Origin of the sequence: Rugosimonospora acidiphila (genome assembly GCF_039543385.1) — a bacterium.
Classification (GTDB): domain Bacteria; phylum Actinomycetota; class Actinomycetes; order Mycobacteriales; family Micromonosporaceae; genus Rugosimonospora; species Rugosimonospora acidiphila.
The window spans coordinates 25390-45247 of the sequence record NZ_BAABJQ010000030.1 but is presented as its reverse complement, the minus strand read 5'-3'; the positions used below and the strand labels follow the sequence as shown (position 1 = coordinate 45247).

Sequence of the window (19858 nt, the reverse complement as noted above, 5' to 3'; positions counted from 1 at the left end):
CCGACCACGAGGACCGCCGTGCTTACTTCCGCGGGCATCCGCGACACGCACCTGCCACTCAACTCGGCCCCGCCGCCAGACCCGGCCGCGCCGCGTGACTCGGCCGTGGAGTCGCAGCCCCGAGCCGGCCGGGGAGGTGCGGCGACGCTGGCCTCCGGGATCCTGTTCGTCTGCTACGCCAACATGTGCCGCTCGCCGATGGCCGAGTACATCGCCCGCGACATGTTGGGCCGCCAACTCGGCGCCCCGCGCACCCCGATCGCCGTGGCCAGCGCCGGCACCCACGCGCTGACCGGGCACGGGATGCACCCGCACGCCGCCGAGGTGGCCGCGGGGCTCGGCGCCGACCCGACCGCCTTCCACAGCCGGCGGCTGAGCACCGACGTGCTCGCCGAGGCAGGACTGGTACTGGCCGCCACGCGCCGGGAACGGGCCGCGTGCGTGTCCCTGCTTCCGGCCGCCGTCCACCGGACCTTCACCCTCCGGCAATTCGCCCGGCTCGCGGCGGCGGCCCGACAGACATCCAATGTAGACGGACGCAGCGGTGGCGCCCCGCCCAGCGACCGGGACGCGGCCGTGCGGCTGGCCGCCGCGGTGGCCGCGGCCGCCCGCGCGCGCGGCCGGCTCCAGCCCGTCGATCCCGAAGAGGACGACCTTGCCGATCCCATCGGCCAGCCGATGGTGGCGTTTCGCGAGTGCGCCGGGCAGATCGAGGCCGCCCTGGCTCCGGTGATGCGGCTCATCGTGGCCTGCGGGTAGCCGCCCGTCCGCGCCCGAGCGAGGTATCGTCCCGCCAGTCGAGCAGAGAGGGCGCCAGGGTGAACGACGACGATGTCCGCTCATTGAACAGCCAGGTCGAGGCCGCCGTATCCGGCGCCATCGGCCGGCAACTGCCCGACCTGGCCGATGCCGATCCGGTGGTGCGTCGATCCGAGCACGCGGACTTCCAGGCCAACGCCGCTCTCGCCCTCGCCAGGCGCGCTCGCACCCGCCCCGCCGAACTGGCCGGTACCCTTGCCGACGCGCTACGCACGGCGGAGGCGACACCGGTCGCCGAGGTGACCGTGTCGGGCCCAGGTTTTCTCAACCTCGTCGTGAGCGACTCGGCGATCTGGGGACAGATCGCCGCGCGGCTGGCCAGCACCCGACTCGGTGTCGCGGCCAGTGAGCAGGGGCGCCGCACGGTGGTCGACTACTCCGGGCCGAACATCGCGAAGGACATGCACGTCGGTCACCTGCGTACCACGATCATCGGCGACTGCCTGGCCCGCGTGCTGACGTTCCTGGGCGCCGACGTCATCCGGCAGAACCATCTCGGCGACTGGGGCACCCAGTTCGGCATGCTCATCCAGTACCTCGAGGAGCACCCGGACGCGCCCTGGCACCACGACCAACTCACCGACGGTGCCTCCACCGTCTCCGCGCTCGACGGCCTGTACCGGGCCGCCCGCAAAGCGTTCGACGCCGACCCGACATTCGCTGACCGGGCGCGCGCCCGAGTGGTGGCCCTGCAAGGCGGTGACGGGGCCACCGTCGCTCGCTGGCGAGAAATCGTCGCCGAGTCCGAGTTCGCGTTCCGCGAGATCTACGACCGCCTCGGGGTGCTCCTGCAACCCGAGGACTCGGCCGGCGAGTCGTTCTACAACCCGTGGCTGCCCGAGGTCGTCGAGGAGCTGACCGCGGCCGGCATCGCGGTGGAAAGCGACGGCGCACTCGTCGCCCTCTCCAATGAGATCACCGGCCCCGACGGCAACCCGGTCACGCTCATGGTCCGCAAGACCGACGGCGGCTACGGCTACGACACCACCGACCTCGCCACCATCCGCTACCGCATCCGCGACCTCAAGGCGGACCGGATCCTCTACGTGGTCGATGCCCGGCAGGCCCTGCACTTCACCCTGATCTTCGAGGCTGCCCGCCGCGCAGGCTGGCTCACCGACGACGTCGACGTCACCCATGTCGCCTTCGGAACCGTGCTCGGCCCCGACGGGCGACCGTTCAAGACCCGCTCGGGCGACACCGTCAAACTCATGGACCTGCTCGACGCCGCCGTCGATGCGGCCTCCGCCACCGTCCTCGACAGGAGCCACGACCGCAGCGACGAGGAACTGGCCACCATCGCGGCGCAGGCCGGCATCGGGGCCGTCAAGTACGCCGACCTGTCTACGTCCCGCATCAAGGACTACGCCTTCGACGTCGAGCGCATGGTGTCCTTCAACGGCAACACCGGCGTCTACCTCCAGTACGCGCACACCCGCATCTGCTCCATCCTGCGCAAGGCCGCGGACGCCAACGCCGAGATCGACCCGACCATCCCGCCGCACTCGGCCGAACGTGTTCTCGCCCTGCAGTTGGATGCCTTCGGTGACGCCGTGGCGGAGGTCGGCCGGGATTTGGAGCCTCACCGGCTGGGCGGCTACCTGTTCGACCTCGCGAAGGCGTTCACGGACTTCTACGAATCGTGCCCCGTGCTGTCGGCCGAGCCGCCGGTCAGGAACAACCGCCTGGCGCTGTGCCAGCTCACGGCCCGTACCCTCGGCCAAGGTCTCGACCTGCTCGGCATCGCGGCCCCTGAACGCATGTAGCGTGCCCCATGACGACGGGAACACTGATACTTCGCGGCGCGACGGTCAGGCGGCCACTCGTCGTACCTGCCGGTGGACAAGCGCCATCGTCGATGACCCCGCGACGAGGAAGAGCACGCCGAGCACGGCCCAGCCAGCCAGGCCATGCTCGATCGCGGTCGCGGTGACGACCAGCGGCGCGAGCATCGACCCCAGCGCCGCCCCGGTTTGGCTGACGCCCTGGTACGCGCCGGCGTTGGCGGGGTCGGCGAGTTCGAAGGCGAGCGTCCAGCTGCCGGCCTCCGACAGGATCTCGGCGAGGCTGTGCGCCACGGTCGCGAGCGTCAGTACCGTCACGGCGGCCGCGACCGCGCCGTGGGCCGCCGCGGCGTACAGGCCACAGGCCAGGGCGAGCAGCGCGCCGGCCCCGGCGACCGCACGCCCGGCCGAGTGGAGGTCTCTTGCCCCACGTGCCGCCCAGATCTGCAGCAGGGACACGATGGCGGTGTTCAGTGCCAGGAGCGCCGCCACGGTCACCGTCGGCACCCTCGTGGAACCGGCAACCCACAGCGGCACACCCACCGTGAGCAGGCTGAACTGCATGGCTATCAGGGCGTAGAGGCCGGTGACGATCAGGTACGTGCGATCGCGCAGCGGTGATCGGCGCCTTTCGGCCATCCGTGGCCCGTCGGCCACACCGGGTTCGGCGGTGCCCTTGACCCGCCGCAGCGGAAGCGCGGAAACCAGCAGCAGCGCTCCCGTGACGAGCATCGCCAGCAGGTACGCCGATTTCGTGTCGATGGCGAGGGCGATGGCCGCCAGCGCGGTTCCCACGCCGATGAAGGCGTTGGTGATCGCGCGCAGCCGGGCGCGGACCTCCACCCGGTCCGGCCCGACGAACGACTCCGCGATCATCGTCGTCAGCGCGGTGCGTTGCATCGCTTGTTGACCCACCGCGGCGCAGGCGACGAGGACGAAGGCGGTCGGCGTGCGGACCACGAGGTAGGCGACCAGCGCCAGGCCCTGGCCGGCGGTCGTGGCGAGCAGCACCCGCCGGGCGCCGAACCGGCGGGCCAGGTAGCCCGCGCCCAACGCGGCGACGACGGCGACCGCCCCGGCGACCGTCAGCCCGAACCCGACAGTGGTCGCCGTGAACCCGGCTACCCGGGTGAAGAACAGCACGCTGACGCTGAAGAAGACTCCCCTGGACAGCGAACTGGACATGGTGGCCCAGGTCAGCGCGCGGGCGACCGGATCGTCGGGACGCAGGTAACGCCGGACCCAGCCGGCCGCCCTCGACTCGGAACGGTTCGTGAGAAGCACCATGGCAACAGTTCTCGCAGCATGCCGCCCGGCAACACCAACGATGTAGTGTTTTGCTTCATGGTTCGGTACGAGCTCCTGGGCATGGACGCGGCCGATGTCCGGTTCGCGGTGTCTCCGCTCAACGAACTGGTGCTGTCTCTGCGCTCCTGGCGTGACCCGGGGAGATTTCCGCTGCATCTGCGCTGGCTACACGCGCTTGACGGAGCGCGCGACGGGCTCGACGAGCCCCTGCTGCTCGCGCTGACCAACGTTCGCCTGTGGACGCCCGACTTCCTCAATCCGCGCCCGTACTCGCCGTTGACCCGGATCGCCGACGAGCTGGAAAAACTGGCGCACGTCGACCCAGCCGTCGTCCGGCGGGACCTGCGGGCCGTACATGGCGGGGCGCTACCCGGTCCGCTGCGCGGCCCCGCGCCGCGGGTGCTCGCCCGGATCATCGACGCCCTCGGCGAGTACTGGCGGCTGTGTTTTGAGCCGTACTGGCCACGGATGCGCGCGCTCCTGGAAGGCGACGTGACCTTCCGGGGGCGACAGATCGCACAGCGCGGTCTCGCGGCGATGCTCAGCGGGCTGTCGGACACGGTGCGGCTCGTGGACAACGTCGTCGAGGTCCACCTGCGCTCCAAGCTCGACTACTCGCGAGCGGCCACCGGCGGACTGACCCTGGTGCCGACCCTGTGGGCCCTCATCGCCTCGACGCCCATCTCGGCCGACGAACCCCCGATGATCCTCTACCCCGCGCGCGGCATAGCGACCCTCTGGGAGCCGCAGTCCCTGCCCACGCCGGACAGCCTCGCCGGGCTGCTTGGCGCCACTCGGGCCGGCCTGCTCATCCACCTCGACACGCCCGCCTCCTCCACCGAGTTGGCCGTCCGCCTCGGCGTCACCCCGACGGCGGTCAATCAGCACCTCCGGGCGTTGCGCGCGGGTGGGCTGCTGGTCAGTACCCGGTACGGCCGGTCGGTGCTCTACCGCCGCTCCGACCTCGGCGACCTTCTGGTCGCCTCGGCCCGCCCGAGAACTGCCAACTAGTCGATCACATCGAAGTTACCTGGTCCTCGTCCGAGCCAGACGCGTGGCGCGCGTGGGCCGGCTCGACCGGCTCCCCCGCCCCCGGCTCCATCGCCCGGGACTCCATCGCCCGGGACTCCGCCGCCAGGAACTCCGCCGATCGGGACTCCATCCCCCGGGACTCGATCCCCCGGGATTCCGCCGTCCGAAGCTCCTCGGCGTCCGTCGGCTCCGGAGTCGCCCGCGAGTCCTCGCGAACAGCGCGCGGATCGTCGCGCACAGCCCGCGGGACCTCGTCGTGCACCGACTGCCGGTCCGGGGTCGCCGCCGGCGGACGGGGCTTCTGTGCCGGTGCGGGCAGGCTGGTGGCCTCGCCGGAGGACTCCGCGACCAGGGTGTCATCCGGGCCGGCGGCGTCCGGCCGGGCCGTCGACGCCGCGTCGGGGGCCAGGATCTTGTACGACTTGTAGTAGTAGGCGTCCGCCCTCGACGCCTTGGTCATGTTGAGCACGCAGCCCAGCAGCCTCGCCGGCACCGTCTGCAGCGCCCGTACGGCGGCGGTGACCTGCGCCTGGGTGGTCTTCCCGGCGCGGGTGACCATGAGCGTACCGTCGGCCTGCACCGAGACCACGGCACCGTCGGTGACCGACAGCAGCGGCGGGGTGTCGATGATGACGATGTCCACCCAGTCCCGGAGCTCGCGCAGCAGGTCCGTCATGCGCGCCGAGCCGAGCAGCTCGCTCGGGTTCGGCGGCACCGAACCGCTGGTGAGCACGTACAGCTCCTTCTCGCCCCACGGCTGCGCCGCAGCGCGCACCGTGACCTCACCGATCAGCACGTCGGTCAGGCCCACCTCCGACGCCAGGCCGAAGTAGTGTCCCACCTTCGGTCGGCGCAGGTCGGCGTCGATGAGCAGCACCCGGGATCCGGTCTCGGCCAGCGTGATCGCCAGGTTGCAGCAGGTCGTCGTCTTTCCCTCGCCCTGTGTGGCGCTGGTGACCGCGATGACCCGGCTCGGTTCCTGGATGTCCACGAACCGCAGGTTGGTGCGCAGCTTGCGGAGCGCCTCGGCGCGCAGCGACTGGCCGGCGGACCCGACGATCAGCGGCGTCGTCTTGCTCTCCCCGTCGTAGGGCACCTGGCCGAGGACCGCGGCGGAGGCCACCCGCTGCAGTATGGCGGTGCTGCGCACCGTGTTGTCGAGCTGCTCGCGCAGGATCGCCCCGATGACGCCGGCCAGCAGGCCGAGCAGCCCGGCGAGGGTGAGGTTGCGGGCCGGGCGCGGGGAGACGGGGTCGTTGCTGAGCCGAGGGCCGTTCACCAACTCGACCTTGACGGTGGGCTGCGACGCGCCGGGAGGCGTCTCGATCTGCTGTACCAGGGCCGGGAAGGTCTTGGTGAGCGCCTCGGTGAGCTTGAGAGCCCGCGCCTGCTTGGTGTCGGTCACGGTGGCCTGCAGCAGGACGGTATTGGTCTCGGTCGATCCGCTGACCCGTTTCCGCACCGCGTCGGTGGACAACCCCACCTTGGAGCTGGCGGCCAGGCTCTGCGCGAGCCGGTCACTGCTGAGCAGATCCACGTAGGACTTGACCCGCTGCTGGGTGAACAGGTTGCCCTGGTAGGCGTCGGTCACCCCCTCGTTCGGGGTGTTGACGAAGAACGTCACCGTGCTGGCGTACTCCGGCTGGGCCTGCATCGTCAGCGCGGTACCGATGCCCAACGCGATCAACACCGCCGCGAGCACGACCCACCACCGCTGCCGTACGGCACGCAGATAGCTACGCAAGTCCATGAGTTACCGGCCTCCCATCTCGGGTAATAACGGTGTATCGGGCTAAAGGGTGACGACTTGTGCAAAGAGGAGATACCGGAGGGAGCCGCCGGCCGGGAGCGCATGGTCCCACCGGTGATACGGCTTGCGGGGACGGGCGTTGGTGGCACCCTTGTCGGGTGAGCAGCAGCGTCCGCAATGGGGTATGGCGGCCGGAGGACCGGGCCGCGTCGATCTACCAGTACCTGCCGGTCGAGATCGACCCCGGACAGCACGCGCTACGGGTGGAGTTGGCCTACGACCGGTCGGCCGGCGTCCTCGACCTGGGGTGCCTGGATCCGACCGGCGCGTTCCGCGGCTGGTCCGGCGGGGCGCGCGACGAGTTCACCATCGCCGAGACCTGGTCGACCCCGGGCTACCTGCCCGGCCCCCTGCCGGCGGGGCATTGGCAGGTGATGCTGGGGCTGCACCGGATCCCGGCCGACGGGATGCCCTGGCAGGTGACCGTGTCCACGTCGCCGGAGCCCGGCCCGGCGCCCGAGGCCGCGGCACCGCTGGCGCCCTGGCCCGAGCGGCCGGCCCGGCCCGGTCCCCCGCTGCCGGCCCCGCCCGGGTACCGCTGGCTGGCCGGCGACCTGCACGCGCACAGCGTGCACTCCGACGGGTCGCTGACGGTCTCGGAGCTGGCCCGGCTCGCCGTGTCGAACGGCCTGGACTTCCTCGCGGTCACCGATCACAACACGGTCAGCCATCACCCGTGGCTGCCCGACGAGTCCGGCATCGTGCTGCTGCCCGGCCAGGAAGTGACCACGACGCGCGGCCACGCGAACGCGTACGGGGACATCGGTTGGGTGGACTTCCGGCTGCCCGCCGAGGAGTGGCTGTCCATTGTGGATGATCGCGGTGGACTGATGTCGATCAACCATCCGCTCGCCGCCGACATGGCCTGGATGCATCCGCTGCACGGGCGGCCCCGGCTGGTCGAGGTGTGGCACTCCGGCTGGAGGGACCGCACCTGGGGGGCCCCGCTGTCCTGGCTGCTCGCCTTCGATCCGGACGCGCTGCCGGTGGGCGGTTCGGACTTCCACAGCCCGTCCGACGGCGGGCCGCTGGGCAGCCCCACGACGTGGGTACTGTGCCCGGTCGGCGATCCGCGCGAGGCGACCGTGGGCGTGCTGCTGGACGCGCTGCGCACCGGCCCGGTGGCCATCGGCGAGTCGCCGCAGGGGCCGGCCCTGCTGCGGCTGGGCGACGAACTGGTGGCGGTCGGCGCCGACGGCACCCTGCTGACCGACTTCACCGGGCAGCGCCGGCGGGTCATCGGCGACCGGGTCACCTTCCCGGCCATGCCCGGCCCGCACTGGCTGGAGGACGAACGCACTCAGGTGCTGGCCATCGCCGGATAGCTGGCCTCCGGCGCGGTGCGGATTCCCGCCGGCGCGGTGCGGCTCAGTCGGTCGCGACGGCGGTGGTTACCAGCGTCGTCGGCTCGTGCCGCACCGGGAAGTTCACCGAGTTCGCGATGAAGCACAGCCGGTGCGCCGTCTCGTGCGCCTCCGCCGCCCGCTGCGCCATGGCGGCGTCGGCCACGGTGACCTGGGGGCGCAGCAGCACCTCGGTGAAGTGGCCGGCGCCGTCCGGCGTCTCGACCATCTGCCCGAGCGGCGTGTCGGTGTAGCCGACCACCACCACTCCCGCGTTCACGCACGCGTGCAGGTAAGCCAGCAGGTGACACTGCGCCAGCGCGGCGACCAGCAACTGCTCCGGGTTCCACCGATCGCGATCGCCGCGGAACGTCGGATCGGACGAGCCGGCGAGGGTGGGCAGCCCCGGCGCGGTCACCTCGTTGGTCCGGTCGTAGTCGCGGTACCCGCTGGTGCCGCTGCCCCGGTCGCCGGTCCACGTCACGGTCAGCTCGTAGCTGTGCGTCCTGCCCAGGTTCACGTCCGTCACGTTAATATCTGCCGGATGCGAACGGGCTGCCGGGGGCCGGGCTGATGGCCGGCGACACGCAAGCGGTGCGGGTGGAGCGGTCCGGGCCGGTGACCACCGTCATCCTCGACCGCCCGCGGGTGCGCAACGCGGTGGACGTCCAGACCGCCGCCGCGCTGGCCGACGCGTTCCGGGCCTTCGACGCCGACGAGCGGGCCCGGGTGGCGGTGCTGTGGGGAGCCGGCGGCACCTTCTGCGCTGGGGCCGACCTGCACGCGATCGCCGCCGGCCGGCGCAACCGGTTCGAGCCCTCCGGCGACGGGCCGATGGGTCCGACCCGGATGCGGCTGGCCAAGCCGGTCATCGCGGCGGTCAGCGGGTACGCGGTGGCCGGCGGGCTCGAGTTGGCGCTGTGGTGCGACCTGCGGGTGGTCGAGCGGGACGCCACGTTCGGCGTGTTCTGCCGGCGCTGGGGGGTGCCGCTGGTCGACGGCGGCACCGTGCGGCTGTCCCGGATCGTGGGCGTGGGCCGCGCCCTGGACCTGATCCTCACCGGCCGGCCCGTGGACGCCGAGGAGGCGCTGGCCATCGGCCTGGCCACCCGGGTGGTACCCACCGGTACCGCGCGCCAGGCGGCCGAGGAGCTGGCCGGAACCCTCGCCGCGTTCCCGCAGACCTGCCTGCGTTCCGACCGGGCCTCGGTGTACGACGCCGAGGGGCTCGACCTGGACCGGGCGCTCGCGGTCGAGTACGAGCACGGGCGGGCGGCCCTGGACACCGACGCGGTACCCGGTGCCGCCCGCTTCGCCGAAGGGAGCGGCCGGGGCGGGGCCTTCGAATAGCCCCGCCACCGGCTGGCTCAGCGGCGGCCGGAGTCCGAGGCCTCCACCCGGTCCGCGTCGCGCTCGCCCGTGGTCTCGTTGTCCGGGTGCGTGTACCGCTTGCCGCGCAGCACCGAGGCCAGGGCGGTGATCAGCGCCATGATCATCGCTGCCACGAACACCGTGACCAGCCCGTGGTGGAACGGGCCCGAGATGATCTGCGGGAACAGGTGGTTACCGGTGAGCGTGGACACGGCGTGCGCCGGCAGGGAGGTCAGCACCCCGGTGCCCTTGAGCAGCGTACCGATCGGGTTGTACCCGAGGAACGCGGCGAACAGCGCGCTGACCGGGGGCAGGTGCGAGATGTTCGAGGCGACCGAGCCCGGCACACCCTGAGCGGTCAGGCCGCTGGCCAGCGAGTGCGGCAACGAGCTGGCCAGCCCCGCGACCATCAGCGAGAAGAACACGCCGATGGACAGCGCCTGCCCCGAGTTCTGGAACGTCGAGCGCATGCCCGAGGCGACCCCGCGCCGGTTGTTCGGCACGCTACCCATGATCGACGAGGTGTTGGGCGAGGAGAACATGCCCATGCCGATGCCGACCAGTGCCAGCAGCGCGGCGAACAGCGGGTACGAGAAGTTGACCGGCAGCTCCATCAGGCCGAGGAAGGACAGCCCGACCAGCAGCGCCCCGCCGGTGGCCAGCGACCGGGCGCCGAACCGGTCGGACAGCCAGCCGGAGACCGGCCCGGCCACCAGGAACCCGAAGGTCAGCGGCAGCATGTAGATGCCCGCCCACAGCGGGGTGTCCTCGAAGCGGTACCCGTGCAGCGGCAGCCAGATCCCCTGCAGCCAGATGATGAGCATGAACTGCAGGCCGCCGCGGGCGATGGCCATCAGCAGCGCGGCGATGTTGCCGAACGCGAAGGCACGAATCTTGAACAGCGCCAGGTCGATCATGGGGTCGGCGACCCTGGTCTCCACGAGGCAGAAGCCGGCCAGCAGGACGACACCGGTGATCAGGCCGCCGAGCACCCACGGGTTGCCCCACCCGGTCGCGCTGTTGCCGTACGGCTGGATGCCGTAGGTGATGGCGGCCAGCAGGCTGGTGGTGCCGCAGACGAAGGTGATGTTGCCCATCCAGTCGATCCGGGACCGCCGCGCCACGCTGATCTCCCGCAGGCTGCGGTAGGACCAGATGGTGCCGAAGATGCCGATCGGCACGTTGATCCAGAACACCGCCCGCCAGTCGATCGCCGCCAGCAGACCACCGGCGACCAGCCCGAGGAACTGCCCGGCCAGCGCGGTGACCTGGTTGATGCCCAGCGCCATGCCGCGCTGGCGCGCGGGGAACGCGTCGGTCAGGATCGCCGCCGAGTTCGCGGTGAGCATGGCGCCGCCGACGGCCTGCACGATCCGCCAGCCGATCAGCCAGAGGGCGCCCTTGGCGTGGGTGAACGGGTCGACCGACAGCGCGAGGGAGCCGAAGCTGAAGATCAGGAAGCCGAGGTTGTACATCTTGACCCGGCCGAACATGTCGCCGAGCCGGCCCAGCGCGACCACCAGCACGGCCGACACCAGCAGGTATCCGAGGATCATCCAGAGCAGGTAGCCGATGTTGCTCGGTGCGAGGGGGTCGAGTCCGATGCCCCGGAAGATGGCCGGCAGCGAGATGATCACGATCGATGCGTCGAGGGTCGCCATCAACACACCGAGCGTGGTGTTGGACAGCGCGACCCACTTGTACCTGTCCGGGGTGCTCACCGGGGACGTACTCCCTTCCGAAACGCTCACAGCTGGTCCGCCAGCCGCTCCAGTAGCGGGACCGCCTCCGCCAGCAGCCGCAACTCGGCCGGGGTGAACCCCTCGGCCAGCGCGCCCCCCATGCGCTGGGCGCTCGCCGAGGCGCGATCCATCAGCAGCCGCCTACCCGCATCGGTCACCGACAGCACGACGCGCCGGCCGTCGGCCGGGTCGCCCGCGCGGGTCACCAGGTCACGCCGCTCGAGGGCGGCGAGCGTGACGCCCATCGCCTGCGGCTGCACGCGCTCCAGCTCGGCCAGCACGCTCGGGGTCGCCGGTCCGTCCCGGTTGAGCCGGGACAGCACCGATGCCTCGGACAGTGTCAACTCGCCGGCCTTGTGCCCCTGCCGCACCCGGCGCACCACGCGTCCCAGCGCGAGGCGCAGGTCTTGACCGAGGTTCACCGGGTCGGCGGCATCCTTCTCCGCTTCCACGGATACTAATCGTAGACTTATCAATCTGGCTTTACAAAATGTGGCCGGCGAAGACGTGACGAGGGGCACGCTCCGCGCGGGCGTGCCCCTCGCCGGATCCGCGTGTCCCAGTCGCGGCCCGCCTGTCCGGTTCTCAGCCCTTGATGGCCCCCAGCAACATGCCCTTGGTGAAGTGCCGCTGCACGAACGGATAGATCAGCACTATCGGCAGCAGGGTGAGAGTGACCACCGCCATCTGCAGCGACAGCGGCGCGATCTGCTGCTGCCCCGCGTACTGGCCGGTGTTGGTGACCCCGGTACCGGCCATGGAGCTACCGTGCAGCGTGTAGGTGTAGATCACCAGTTGCAGCGGCCACATCCCGTTGTCGGGCACGTACAGCAGCGCGTTGAAGAAGGCGTTCCAGTATCCGACGGCGTAGAACAGCGCGATCACGGCGGTCACCGCGCGGGAGGTCGGCAGCACCACCCTCCACAGGATGCGCCACTCCCCCGCGCCGTCCATCCGCGCCGCGTCGATCAGATCCGGCGCGGTGCTGGCGAAGAACGCGCGCATCACCAGGATGTTGAACACCGACACCGCGCCGGGCAGGATCAGCGACCAGTACTGGCCGTATCCGCCGAGCGAGGAGACCAGCAGGAAGGTCGGCACGATGCCGCCGCTGAAGAACAGCGTGATGACCAGGATCATCAGGATCGTACGGTGCCCGAACGTTCCCGCGCGTGACAGCCCGTACGCGCACATCACCGTCACCGCCATCGAAAGGGCCGTGCCGACGATGGTGATCCCGAGGCTGACCAGCAGCGAGTGCACGATCAGCTCGTTGGTGAAGATCTGCTGGTACGCGGCCAGGGTGACGCCGTGCGGCACCAGCACCAGGCCGCCGGCGACGTTGATCGACGCCTGCGTGGAGAAGCTGGTGAGCACGACCGCGTACAGCGGCACCAGGATCAGCGCGAGCACCACCACGAGGGTGACGCCCTTCGCCGCGTTGCCGGCCGCGGTGGGCTTCTCCTCCCAGATCGGGCGCTCGGTCGCCGGTCGACGGCCGGTGCCGGGCGGCCTCGGCCGGAGGCTCATCGCCGTCATTCAACGCACCGCCCAGTCATGTGAGATAGCCCAGTCAGGTGAGGTTCGGCCAGTCATCTGCGGTACAACCCGTCCTCGCCGAAGGCGTGCGCCAGCCTGTTCGCCGCCAGTACCAGAATCAGCGACAGCACGCCCTTGAACAGGCCGGCCGCCGCGCCGTAGCTGAAGTTGTTGGCCGCCACGCCGTAGTAGTACGAGAAGGTGTCCAGCACCTCGGAGGCGTCCCGGCCCACCGCCTGCCGCTGGACGAGCATCTGCTCGAACCCGACGGTCAGCGCGTTGCCCAGGCGCAGTACGAGCATCAACACGATCACCCCGCGCATGCCGGGCAGCGTGATGTGCCACAGCCGCCGCCACCGGTTGGCTCCGTCGGCCGCGGCGGCCTCGTACAGCGACTGGTCGACCGCGGCCAGGGCGGCCAGGAACACGATGATGCCCCAGCCGGCCTCCTTCCAGACCGCCTGCGCCGTCACCAGGTACTTGAACGTGGTCGGGTCGGTCATCACGTTCCAGACCCCGAGGCCGTGGCGGCGCAGGATCGTGTTGAGCACGCCGGCACCACCCAGCATCTCCTGAAAGATGGTGACCACCAGCACCCACGAGAAGAAGTGCGGCAGGTACACCACCGCCTGCACGAACGAGCGGACCCTGCTGTTGAGCACCGAGTTGAGCAGCAGGGCCAGGACGATCGGGATCGGGAAGTAGAGGATCAGCTGCACGGCGCTGATGACCAGCGTGTTCTCGAAGGCGTGCCAGAAGATGCGGTCACCGAACAGGTTGACGAAGTTGGTCAGCCCGACCCACGCGCTGCCCCGGAAGCCCTGGTAGATGTCGTAGCTCTGGAAGGCGCTGACGTTGCCGGCGATCGGGACGTAGGTGAACACGGCCAGCAGCAGCACCGCCGGCGCCGTCATGATCAGCAGCGACCGGTCCCGGCGCAGCCGCACCCACCACCGGGTCCGCCGGGCCGCGGGAGCACCGGCCCTGGCGGCCTCGCGCGAGGCGCCCGGTGCCGCGCCGTCCTCGGTGATCGCGGACATGTATCTCCTCACCTTCCCGACCGGTCTGGGTCGTCACTCGGCGCCGGACGCGCGGATACCGGCCCGCGCCTGGGCAAGGGCGCGGGCCGGAGTCTGCCCGCTACTGGCCGGTCCCGTACTTGCTGCGGATCCCGTCGTAGAAGGTGCGCAGCGCGTCGCCACCCTGCTTGCGCCAGGTGTCCACGGCGTCGGTGAAGGCGGAGATCGGCTTGCGGCCGAACCGGACGTCGTCGATGGTGTCGTCGACCGGCTTGTTGATGGCGCTGTACTGACTCGGCTCGGCGATGTTCATGTCGAAGAACAGCGGCTTGACCGCGTGCTTGACGGCGTCGCCCTGCCAGGCGGCGTAGTCCTTGGCCACCTGGGTGAACCCGTTCTTCGGCACGGTCGCGGCGGGCGGGCAGGCCAGGAACTGGAAGGTGGTGGCCACCTCCTTGTTACCCTGCGCATTCAGCACCGGGTTGCCGTCCTTCATGGTGTAGTCGACGCCCTCGTCGCCGAAGTTCACCTTGAGCCACTCCGCCGAGCCGTAGGGCGCGGCCAGGTAGTTGGCGATGGCCAGACATTCCTTGATCTGCGCCGCGGAGAGCTTCTTGTTGAGGTAACTGAACATGGCCGCGCCGTTGCCCAGTTCGATGGTGGGTGGCTTCGCGCCGTCCGGGGACAGCAGCGGCAGGGCCTGCCGGACGTAGCCGGGGTTGGCGGCCACGCCGGACTGCGCGTCCAGGCCGTCCCAGGCGCCGGTGCCGTCCACCTGGATCAGCACCTTGCCGCTCCAGAACCGCTGCTTGGCGTTCTGGTTGTTGTTGGCTATCGCGTCCGGGTGCACATAGCCGGCCTTGACCAGCTTGACGTACCAGTTGAGCGCCTCGACGATGCCCTCGGTCTCGTACTTGTAGATGAGCTTTCCGCTGCCGTCGATGCCCCAGTGGTTCGGAAACTGGAACAGCTGGCTGACGTACGCGGCGCTCTGGCCGAACAGGTCATCGAACGCCCACACCCCGCCCTTGGCGTTGGTCAGCTCCTTGCCCAGGCCGGCCAGGTCGTCCGCGGACTTGAAGCCGGTCACCGACACGCCGGCGGAGTCCAGCAGGTCCTTGCGGTAGAAGTAGGCGCCGTTGAACACGGCCGCCGACGGGTAGCTCGGGATGCCGTAGAGCTTGCCGTCCCAGACCCCGGCGGCCCACGCGGCCGGCGGCACGTTGGCCAGGTTCGGGTACTGCTTGGCCTTGTCGCCGGCGAGGTACGGGGTCAGGTCGGCGAACTGGGTGGTCATCGCCTCGCCCAGGTTCAGCTGCACGTTGAGCCAGCCCGGGATCATGATCCAGTCGGGCAGCTTGTTGGCCGCGAACACCGGTGGCAGCGCGTCGCCGTAGGTGTTGCCGTCGGAGGGCTGGAGCTTCAGGGTCGCGCCGATCGCCTTGTTGACGGTGGCGTAGTAGGCGTTGCCGCTCGACGCCGGGATGGCGCCCCACAGCGGCGTCATGGTCGTGTAGCTGCCGCCGGACCCGACCAGCCCGCTGACCGTGGTCACCGGGCTGGTCGGATAGCTCAGGAAGCAGGGATCGGAGATCGCACCGTTGACGCCGGTCACGCTCGGGACGTCGGCGTTGACCGAGTTGTTGGCCAGGTAGGCCGGCAGCGCGCGGTCCACGTCGCTCTTGCTGGTCGTACCGGGGCCGCCGGACTTCTTCCCACTGCACGCCGACAGCAGGGGTGAGGCCACCGTCGCGCCGACCGCGACCGCCGCCGCGGACAGCAGACCGCGCCGGGACAGGCCGTGGGGTAACGATGGCGAGGCTTCGGGTGGCATGACGATCACCCTTCGAGGTGTCTGGATATGGGGGTGTGGGCGCGGCGAGCTGGCTGCCGTCGAGTCAGTGAGAAGGTCGAATTAGTTGGGAGGATCGTTAAACAAATTAGCCCACCCCCAGTGCGCACCACAAGCGTCGGGCACTCAAAGAGTCGTTCGGGAGGTTGACGTTTGTTTGGTTAGTCGGAAAACTAATTCCATGCCCTACCGCCCGCCGCTGGTACCCCACGAGACCTTCGTCGCCGACCCGGTCGACCTTCCGGTGCGCCCGCCGGGCACGGGAGGACTGTCCGCGCTCATCCGCGCCGAGTTGCTGGCCACCGATCCCCACGGGATCAGCGTCAAGGCGGTCACCGCCGACGGCCAGGTGCTCACCGCCGAGATCAGCGCAGCCGGCGAGGGCGTGGTCCGGGTGCGGCTCGCCCAGGATCTGGACGCCCGATCACGCTCGGCCGCGGTCGCCACGCTGGTGCGACCGGACACCGATCCGCGGGCCCGGGTCGAGGTGGACGACCGGCGGGTGCGTCTGCGCACCGGCCCGCTCACCGCCGAAATCACCCTCGACCCGTGGCACCTGCGTTTCCTCGACGGGTCCGGCCGGGTGCTGGTCGCCGAGGACCGCGGAGAGGTCGACATCAGCGGCCGGATGCGCACCCTGCCGCTCGGCCGGTCCACGGTGGACGGTTCGGTGGTGGCGTACCACGAGAGCTTCGCCGCCGCCGCCGACGAGCACTACGTCGGGTTCGGCGAGAAGTTCAGCGGCTTCGACAAGCGCGGCCAGCGCGTGGTGATGTGGAACTACGACGCGTTCGGCGCGGAGTCCGAGCGCGCCTACAAGAACGTGCCGTTCTACCTGTCCAGCCGGGGCTACGGCGTGATAGTCGACAGCGGTACGGCGACCGAGTTCGACGTCTGCCACTCCACCCACAGCAGCCTGCAGATCGTGGTGCCGGACGACCTGATCGACTACTACGTGCTGGCCGGGCCCACCCCGGCCGAGGTGATCGCCCGCTTCGACCGGCTCACCGGCTCACCGGCGCTGCCGCCCAAGTGGGCCTTTGGCACCTGGGTCTCGTCCGGTTTCTTCGTCGACACCCAGGAGGCGGTGCTCGCCCGCGCCCGCGGCCTGCGGGACCGGGCCATCCCCAGCGACGTGCTGCACCTGGACTGCTACTGGCAGACCGAGCGGCACTGGTCGGACCTGCGCTGGGACGCCGAGCGCTTCCCCGACCCCGCCGGGATGCTGGCCGCCCTGGCCGAAGCCGGGTTCCGGGTGTGCCTGTGGATCAACCCGTACATCAGCCAGTTCAGCCCGGACTTCGAGGACGCTGCGCGGCACGGGTACTTCCTGCGCCGCGAGGACGGCTCGGCCTACGTCGCCGACGTCTGGCACGGCAGCCATCCGGCCTGCGGCATCGTCGACTTCACCAACCCGGCCGCGACCGCGTGGTACTCCGACCGGCTGCGTGCGCTGCTGGAGCAGGGCGTGGCGGTCTTCAAGACGGACTTCGCCGAGGGAGTACCGGTCGACTCCGTGGCCAGCAACGGGATGAGCGGCAACAGCCTGCACAACGTGTACAGCCTGCTCTACAACGACGCGGTGGCGCGGGTGACCCGGGAGGTGGCCGGGCACTCGATGGTCTGGGCGCGCTCGTCGTTCCTGGGCGGCCAGCGGCACTGCGCCCAGTGGAGCGGCGACACCAACGCCACGTACCCGGCGATGGCCAGCAACCTGCGCGGCGGCCTGTCGCACGGGCTGTCCGGGGTCCCGTTCTGGAGCCACGACGTGGGCGGGTTCCACGGCACCCCGGGCCCGGATCTGTACGCCCGCTGGGCCCAGTTCGGCGCGCTCTCGCCGCTGGTGCGCTTCCACGGCACCACCTCCCGGCTGCCCTGGGAGTTTCCGCCGGAGGCGGCCCGCGACGCGGTCGACGCGCTGCGGCTGCGCTACGAACTGATGCCGTACCTGTACTCGGCGGCCGTGGACTCGGCGCGCACCGGGCTGCCGATGATGCGGCCGCTGCTGGTCGAGTACCCGGACGACCCGAGCGCCTGGCACGCCGACCTGGAGTACCTGCTCGGCCCAGACCTGCTGGTCGCGCCGATGACCGACCCGGCCGGCGTGCGGCGGGTCTACCTGCCCGAGGGCGACTGGATCGACTACTGGACCGGCGTCCGCACGGCCGGCGGCCGGTACGTCACCGCCGCCGAGACGGACGGGAACCTACCGCTGTTCGTGCGCCGCGGCGCGCTCATCCCGACGGTCGACGCCGGCGACACGGTCGACGAGCACGCGTTCGGGGAGCTGACCCTGGTCTTCTGGGGCGACGGCGCGGCCGGGGCTGCCGAACCGGCCCCGGCTGCCGAACCCGCCGGGACGGGCGGACCGGCGCGCGAGAGCGAAATGCGCGAGACCGTGGTGCGCGACGTGGACGGCGACACCGGGATCAGCGCCGAGTACCGGGACGGCCGGCTGGAGATAACCGTGGCCGGCCCGGCACGGGTACGGCGGGTGGTCTTCGCCGCGGTACCTCCGGACGGGGTACCCGCGTCGGTGAGCGTGAACGGGGTGGTAGCCGCCATGGTGACGGTCGACGGACGGACGACCGCCGAGGTGCCCTGACCCGAGGTCCCCTGACCCGCCCGACACGCGGGCCGTGATGGATGATGCGGTGGCGGTGACCGGCCGGTACAGTTTTGTTTGGTTCACAAACAAAAGAAAGGTGCCGGCGCAAACCCGGACAGGCAGCAACCGGACCGGCGCCCAGCCGAGCGAGAAGCGGGACAGATTTTGACCACGACGTACACCGGCCCGGCCCCGGCGGACTTCGCCGACGTGCGCGCGACGAACCTCGCCGTCGTGCTGGGCTACGTGCGGGGCAACGCGCCCTGCTCGCGGGCGGACATCGCGGCGTCCACCGGGCTGAACAAGGCCACGGTGTCCAGCCTGGTCGGCGAGCTCATCGACCGGCGGCTGCTGCGCGAGACCGGACTGACGGAGCGGCGCATCGGCCGGCCCGCCACGATGATCGTCCTTGACGGTGCCCCGTACGCCGCGATCGGCCTGGACGTCACCGCCGACCACCTCACCGCCGTCGCCATGGACCTGGGCGGCGAGCAGCTGCTGGCCTGGCGACGCTCGCTGAACGGACGCGGCGCTCCCGCCAGTCGGTCGGTGGCCGCCATCGCCGCCCTGGCCCGGCGCGCCCTGGCCCGAATGCACGAGCAGGGCCGGCAGGTGCTCGGCCTGACCGTCGGGGTCGCCGGGCTGGTCGACCCGGCCGGGGTGGTCCGCCGGGCGACCGGCCTGGACTGGCGCGACGTGCCGCTGCGTGAGCCGCTGACCCGGGCACTCGGCCAGCCGACCTTCCCGGTGACCGTGGAGAACGGCGCCAACCTCGCGGCCCTGGCCGAGTACCGGTACGGGCCGTACGCGGGCACGCCGGACCTGGCGTTCCTGCACGGCGAGGCGGGCGTGGCGGCCGGCATCGTGACGGGCGGCCGGCTGCTGCGCGGGGCGGGCGGCTACGCCGGCGAGATCGGCCACCTGACGGTCGACCCGGAGGGCCCGGAGTGCGACTGCGGCCGGCGCGGCTGCCTGCAGGCGGTGGCGAGCGTCGAGGCGCTCATCCGCCGGCAGAGCGGCTCGGGGCAGGGCGGCTCGGGGCTGGGCGGGTCGGGGCAGAGCGGCCCGGGACAGGGCGGCTCGGAGCCGGACGCCGACCTGGAGCCCGCGGTGGCCGATGCCGTGCGCCGCGCCCGCGCGCAGGAGCCGGCGGCGCTCGCGGCGCTGCACGAAGGCGGCCGGCGGCTGGGCCAGGGCGTGGCGGTGCTGGCCAACCTGGTCAACCCCGGCGTGGTCATCCTCGGCGGATACTACGTGCCGCTCGCACCGTGGATCCTGCCCACGGCGGCCGAGGAGTTGGACCGACTGGTGGTCGCGCCGAGCCCGCCCGGCGTGCGGCTGGTCGCCTCGGCACTGGGCCACGACGCGGCGGCGATCGGCGGAGCGGCCGCGGTGCTGGACTCGGTCGACGCGGGCCGCCTGCCGCTGCCCGCCGCCTGACCGGCCCCGCCGCCCGCTCACCCGTTTCCGTCTCGACTGACGGTCCGGCCGGCGCATTCCGTCTGGACCGGAATGTCGCCCGAACGACGGGTATGACCTCTTTGTGCGCGTGATTCGCTGCGTTCGGCGACGTCGGATCCCTGAACGGTCCGGTTGGTCACCCGGGTGATCCGGATCCTCGGCCTCGGTTC

15 protein-coding genes are annotated in these 19858 nt (G+C 71.1%); 7 read left to right on the top strand and 8 right to left on the bottom strand.

Features of this window, described 5'->3' with window-relative positions; genetic code table 11:
• Positions 1-18 precede the first annotated feature (18 nt).
• Together ABEA87_RS34480 and argS are read left to right on the top strand one after the other, a co-directional pair.
• Positions 19-759 carry an arsenate reductase/protein-tyrosine-phosphatase family protein gene (locus ABEA87_RS34480; RefSeq protein WP_345636891.1) on the top strand — a complete coding sequence of 247 codons (741 nt, stop codon included), beginning with the start codon at positions 19-21 and terminating at the stop codon, positions 757-759.
• A gap of 83 nt (positions 760-842) precedes the next feature.
• The gene (gene argS, locus ABEA87_RS34475) at positions 843-2585 is read left to right on the top strand and encodes an arginine--tRNA ligase (RefSeq protein ID WP_425571009.1); all 1743 of its coding nucleotides are present in this window, start codon (positions 843-845) and stop codon (positions 2583-2585) included.
• Positions 2586-2630: 45 nt separating this feature from the next.
• On the opposite strand, the gene ABEA87_RS34470 is transcribed toward argS, so the two are convergent.
• Positions 2631-3890, bottom strand: coding sequence for an MFS transporter (locus ABEA87_RS34470; RefSeq protein ID WP_345636886.1), 1260 nt, complete (start codon positions 3888-3890; stop codon positions 2631-2633).
• A 57-nt stretch (positions 3891-3947) separates the two neighbouring features.
• Between ABEA87_RS34470 and ABEA87_RS34465 the strand changes: the two genes are divergently transcribed.
• Positions 3948-4922, top strand: coding sequence for an ArsR/SmtB family transcription factor (locus ABEA87_RS34465; protein WP_345636884.1), 975 nt, complete (start codon positions 3948-3950; stop codon positions 4920-4922).
• Positions 4923-4926: 4 nt separating this feature from the next.
• Here ABEA87_RS34465 and ABEA87_RS34460 read toward each other — a convergent pair whose 3' ends face one another.
• Entirely contained in the window at positions 4927-6693 is a 1767-nt protein-coding gene (locus ABEA87_RS34460; RefSeq protein ID WP_345636882.1) for a tyrosine-protein kinase domain-containing protein, read from the bottom strand.
• Between the two features lie 158 nt (positions 6694-6851).
• On the opposite strand from ABEA87_RS34460, the gene ABEA87_RS34455 reads away from it, so the two are divergent.
• Complete coding sequence (locus ABEA87_RS34455; protein ID WP_345636880.1) at positions 6852-8078, top strand: CehA/McbA family metallohydrolase; 1227 nt, start codon at positions 6852-6854, stop codon at positions 8076-8078.
• Positions 8079-8121: 43 nt separating this feature from the next.
• Here ABEA87_RS34455 and ABEA87_RS34450 read toward each other — a convergent pair whose 3' ends face one another.
• A complete protein-coding gene (locus ABEA87_RS34450; protein WP_345637002.1) occupies positions 8122-8610 on the bottom strand; it encodes an OsmC family protein in 489 nt (162 codons plus the stop codon).
• A 59-nt stretch (positions 8611-8669) separates the two neighbouring features.
• Between ABEA87_RS34450 and ABEA87_RS34445 the strand changes: the two genes are divergently transcribed.
• Entirely contained in the window at positions 8670-9446 is a 777-nt protein-coding gene (locus tag ABEA87_RS34445; RefSeq protein ID WP_345636878.1) for a crotonase/enoyl-CoA hydratase family protein, read from the top strand.
• Between the two features lie 17 nt (positions 9447-9463).
• Here ABEA87_RS34445 and ABEA87_RS34440 read toward each other — a convergent pair whose 3' ends face one another.
• From ABEA87_RS34440 to ABEA87_RS34420, 5 genes are all read right to left on the bottom strand, one after another.
• Positions 9464-11188, bottom strand: coding sequence for an MFS transporter (locus tag ABEA87_RS34440; RefSeq protein ID WP_345636876.1), 1725 nt, complete (start codon positions 11186-11188; stop codon positions 9464-9466).
• 26 nt (positions 11189-11214) lie between these two features.
• Positions 11215-11661 carry a MarR family winged helix-turn-helix transcriptional regulator gene (locus ABEA87_RS34435; RefSeq protein WP_345636874.1) on the bottom strand — a complete coding sequence of 149 codons (447 nt, stop codon included), beginning with the start codon at positions 11659-11661 and terminating at the stop codon, positions 11215-11217.
• 133 nt (positions 11662-11794) lie between these two features.
• A complete protein-coding gene (locus tag ABEA87_RS34430) occupies positions 11795-12739 on the bottom strand; it encodes a carbohydrate ABC transporter permease (RefSeq protein WP_345636872.1) in 945 nt (314 codons plus the stop codon).
• 62 nt (positions 12740-12801) lie between these two features.
• Complete coding sequence (locus tag ABEA87_RS34425; protein ID WP_345636870.1) at positions 12802-13788, bottom strand: ABC transporter permease; 987 nt, start codon at positions 13786-13788, stop codon at positions 12802-12804.
• A 100-nt stretch (positions 13789-13888) separates the two neighbouring features.
• Positions 13889-15601, bottom strand: a complete 1713-nt coding sequence (locus ABEA87_RS34420; protein WP_345636868.1) for an extracellular solute-binding protein — start codon at positions 15599-15601, stop codon at positions 13889-13891.
• A gap of 199 nt (positions 15602-15800) precedes the next feature.
• Here ABEA87_RS34420 and yicI point away from each other — a divergent pair, with 199 nt between their 5' ends.
• The gene (gene yicI, locus ABEA87_RS34415; protein ID WP_345636866.1) at positions 15801-18224 is read left to right on the top strand and encodes an alpha-xylosidase; all 2424 of its coding nucleotides are present in this window, start codon (positions 15801-15803) and stop codon (positions 18222-18224) included.
• A gap of 168 nt (positions 18225-18392) precedes the next feature.
• Entirely contained in the window at positions 18393-19667 is a 1275-nt protein-coding gene (locus tag ABEA87_RS34410) for an ROK family transcriptional regulator (protein WP_345636864.1), read from the top strand.
• Positions 19668-19858: the final 191 nt, after the last annotated feature.

Coding starts and splice junctions, on each gene's coding strand:
- ABEA87_RS34470 (WP_345636886.1), bottom strand. CDS start 3,890: ATGGTGCTTCTCACGAACCGTTCCGAGTCGAGGGCGGCCGGCTGGGTC.
- ABEA87_RS34465 (WP_345636884.1), top strand. CDS start 3,948: ATGGTTCGGTACGAGCTCCTGGGCATGGACGCGGCCGATGTCCGGTTC.
- ABEA87_RS34460 (WP_345636882.1), bottom strand. CDS start 6,693: ATGGACTTGCGTAGCTATCTGCGTGCCGTACGGCAGCGGTGGTGGGTC.
- ABEA87_RS34445 (WP_345636878.1), top strand. CDS start 8,670: ATGGCCGGCGACACGCAAGCGGTGCGGGTGGAGCGGTCCGGGCCGGTG.
- ABEA87_RS34430 (WP_345636872.1), bottom strand. CDS start 12,739: ATGAGCCTCCGGCCGAGGCCGCCCGGCACCGGCCGTCGACCGGCGACC.
- ABEA87_RS34425 (WP_345636870.1), bottom strand. CDS start 13,788: ATGTCCGCGATCACCGAGGACGGCGCGGCACCGGGCGCCTCGCGCGAG.
- ABEA87_RS34420 (WP_345636868.1), bottom strand. CDS start 15,601: ATGCCACCCGAAGCCTCGCCATCGTTACCCCACGGCCTGTCCCGGCGC.
- yicI (WP_345636866.1), top strand. CDS start 15,801: ATGCCCTACCGCCCGCCGCTGGTACCCCACGAGACCTTCGTCGCCGAC.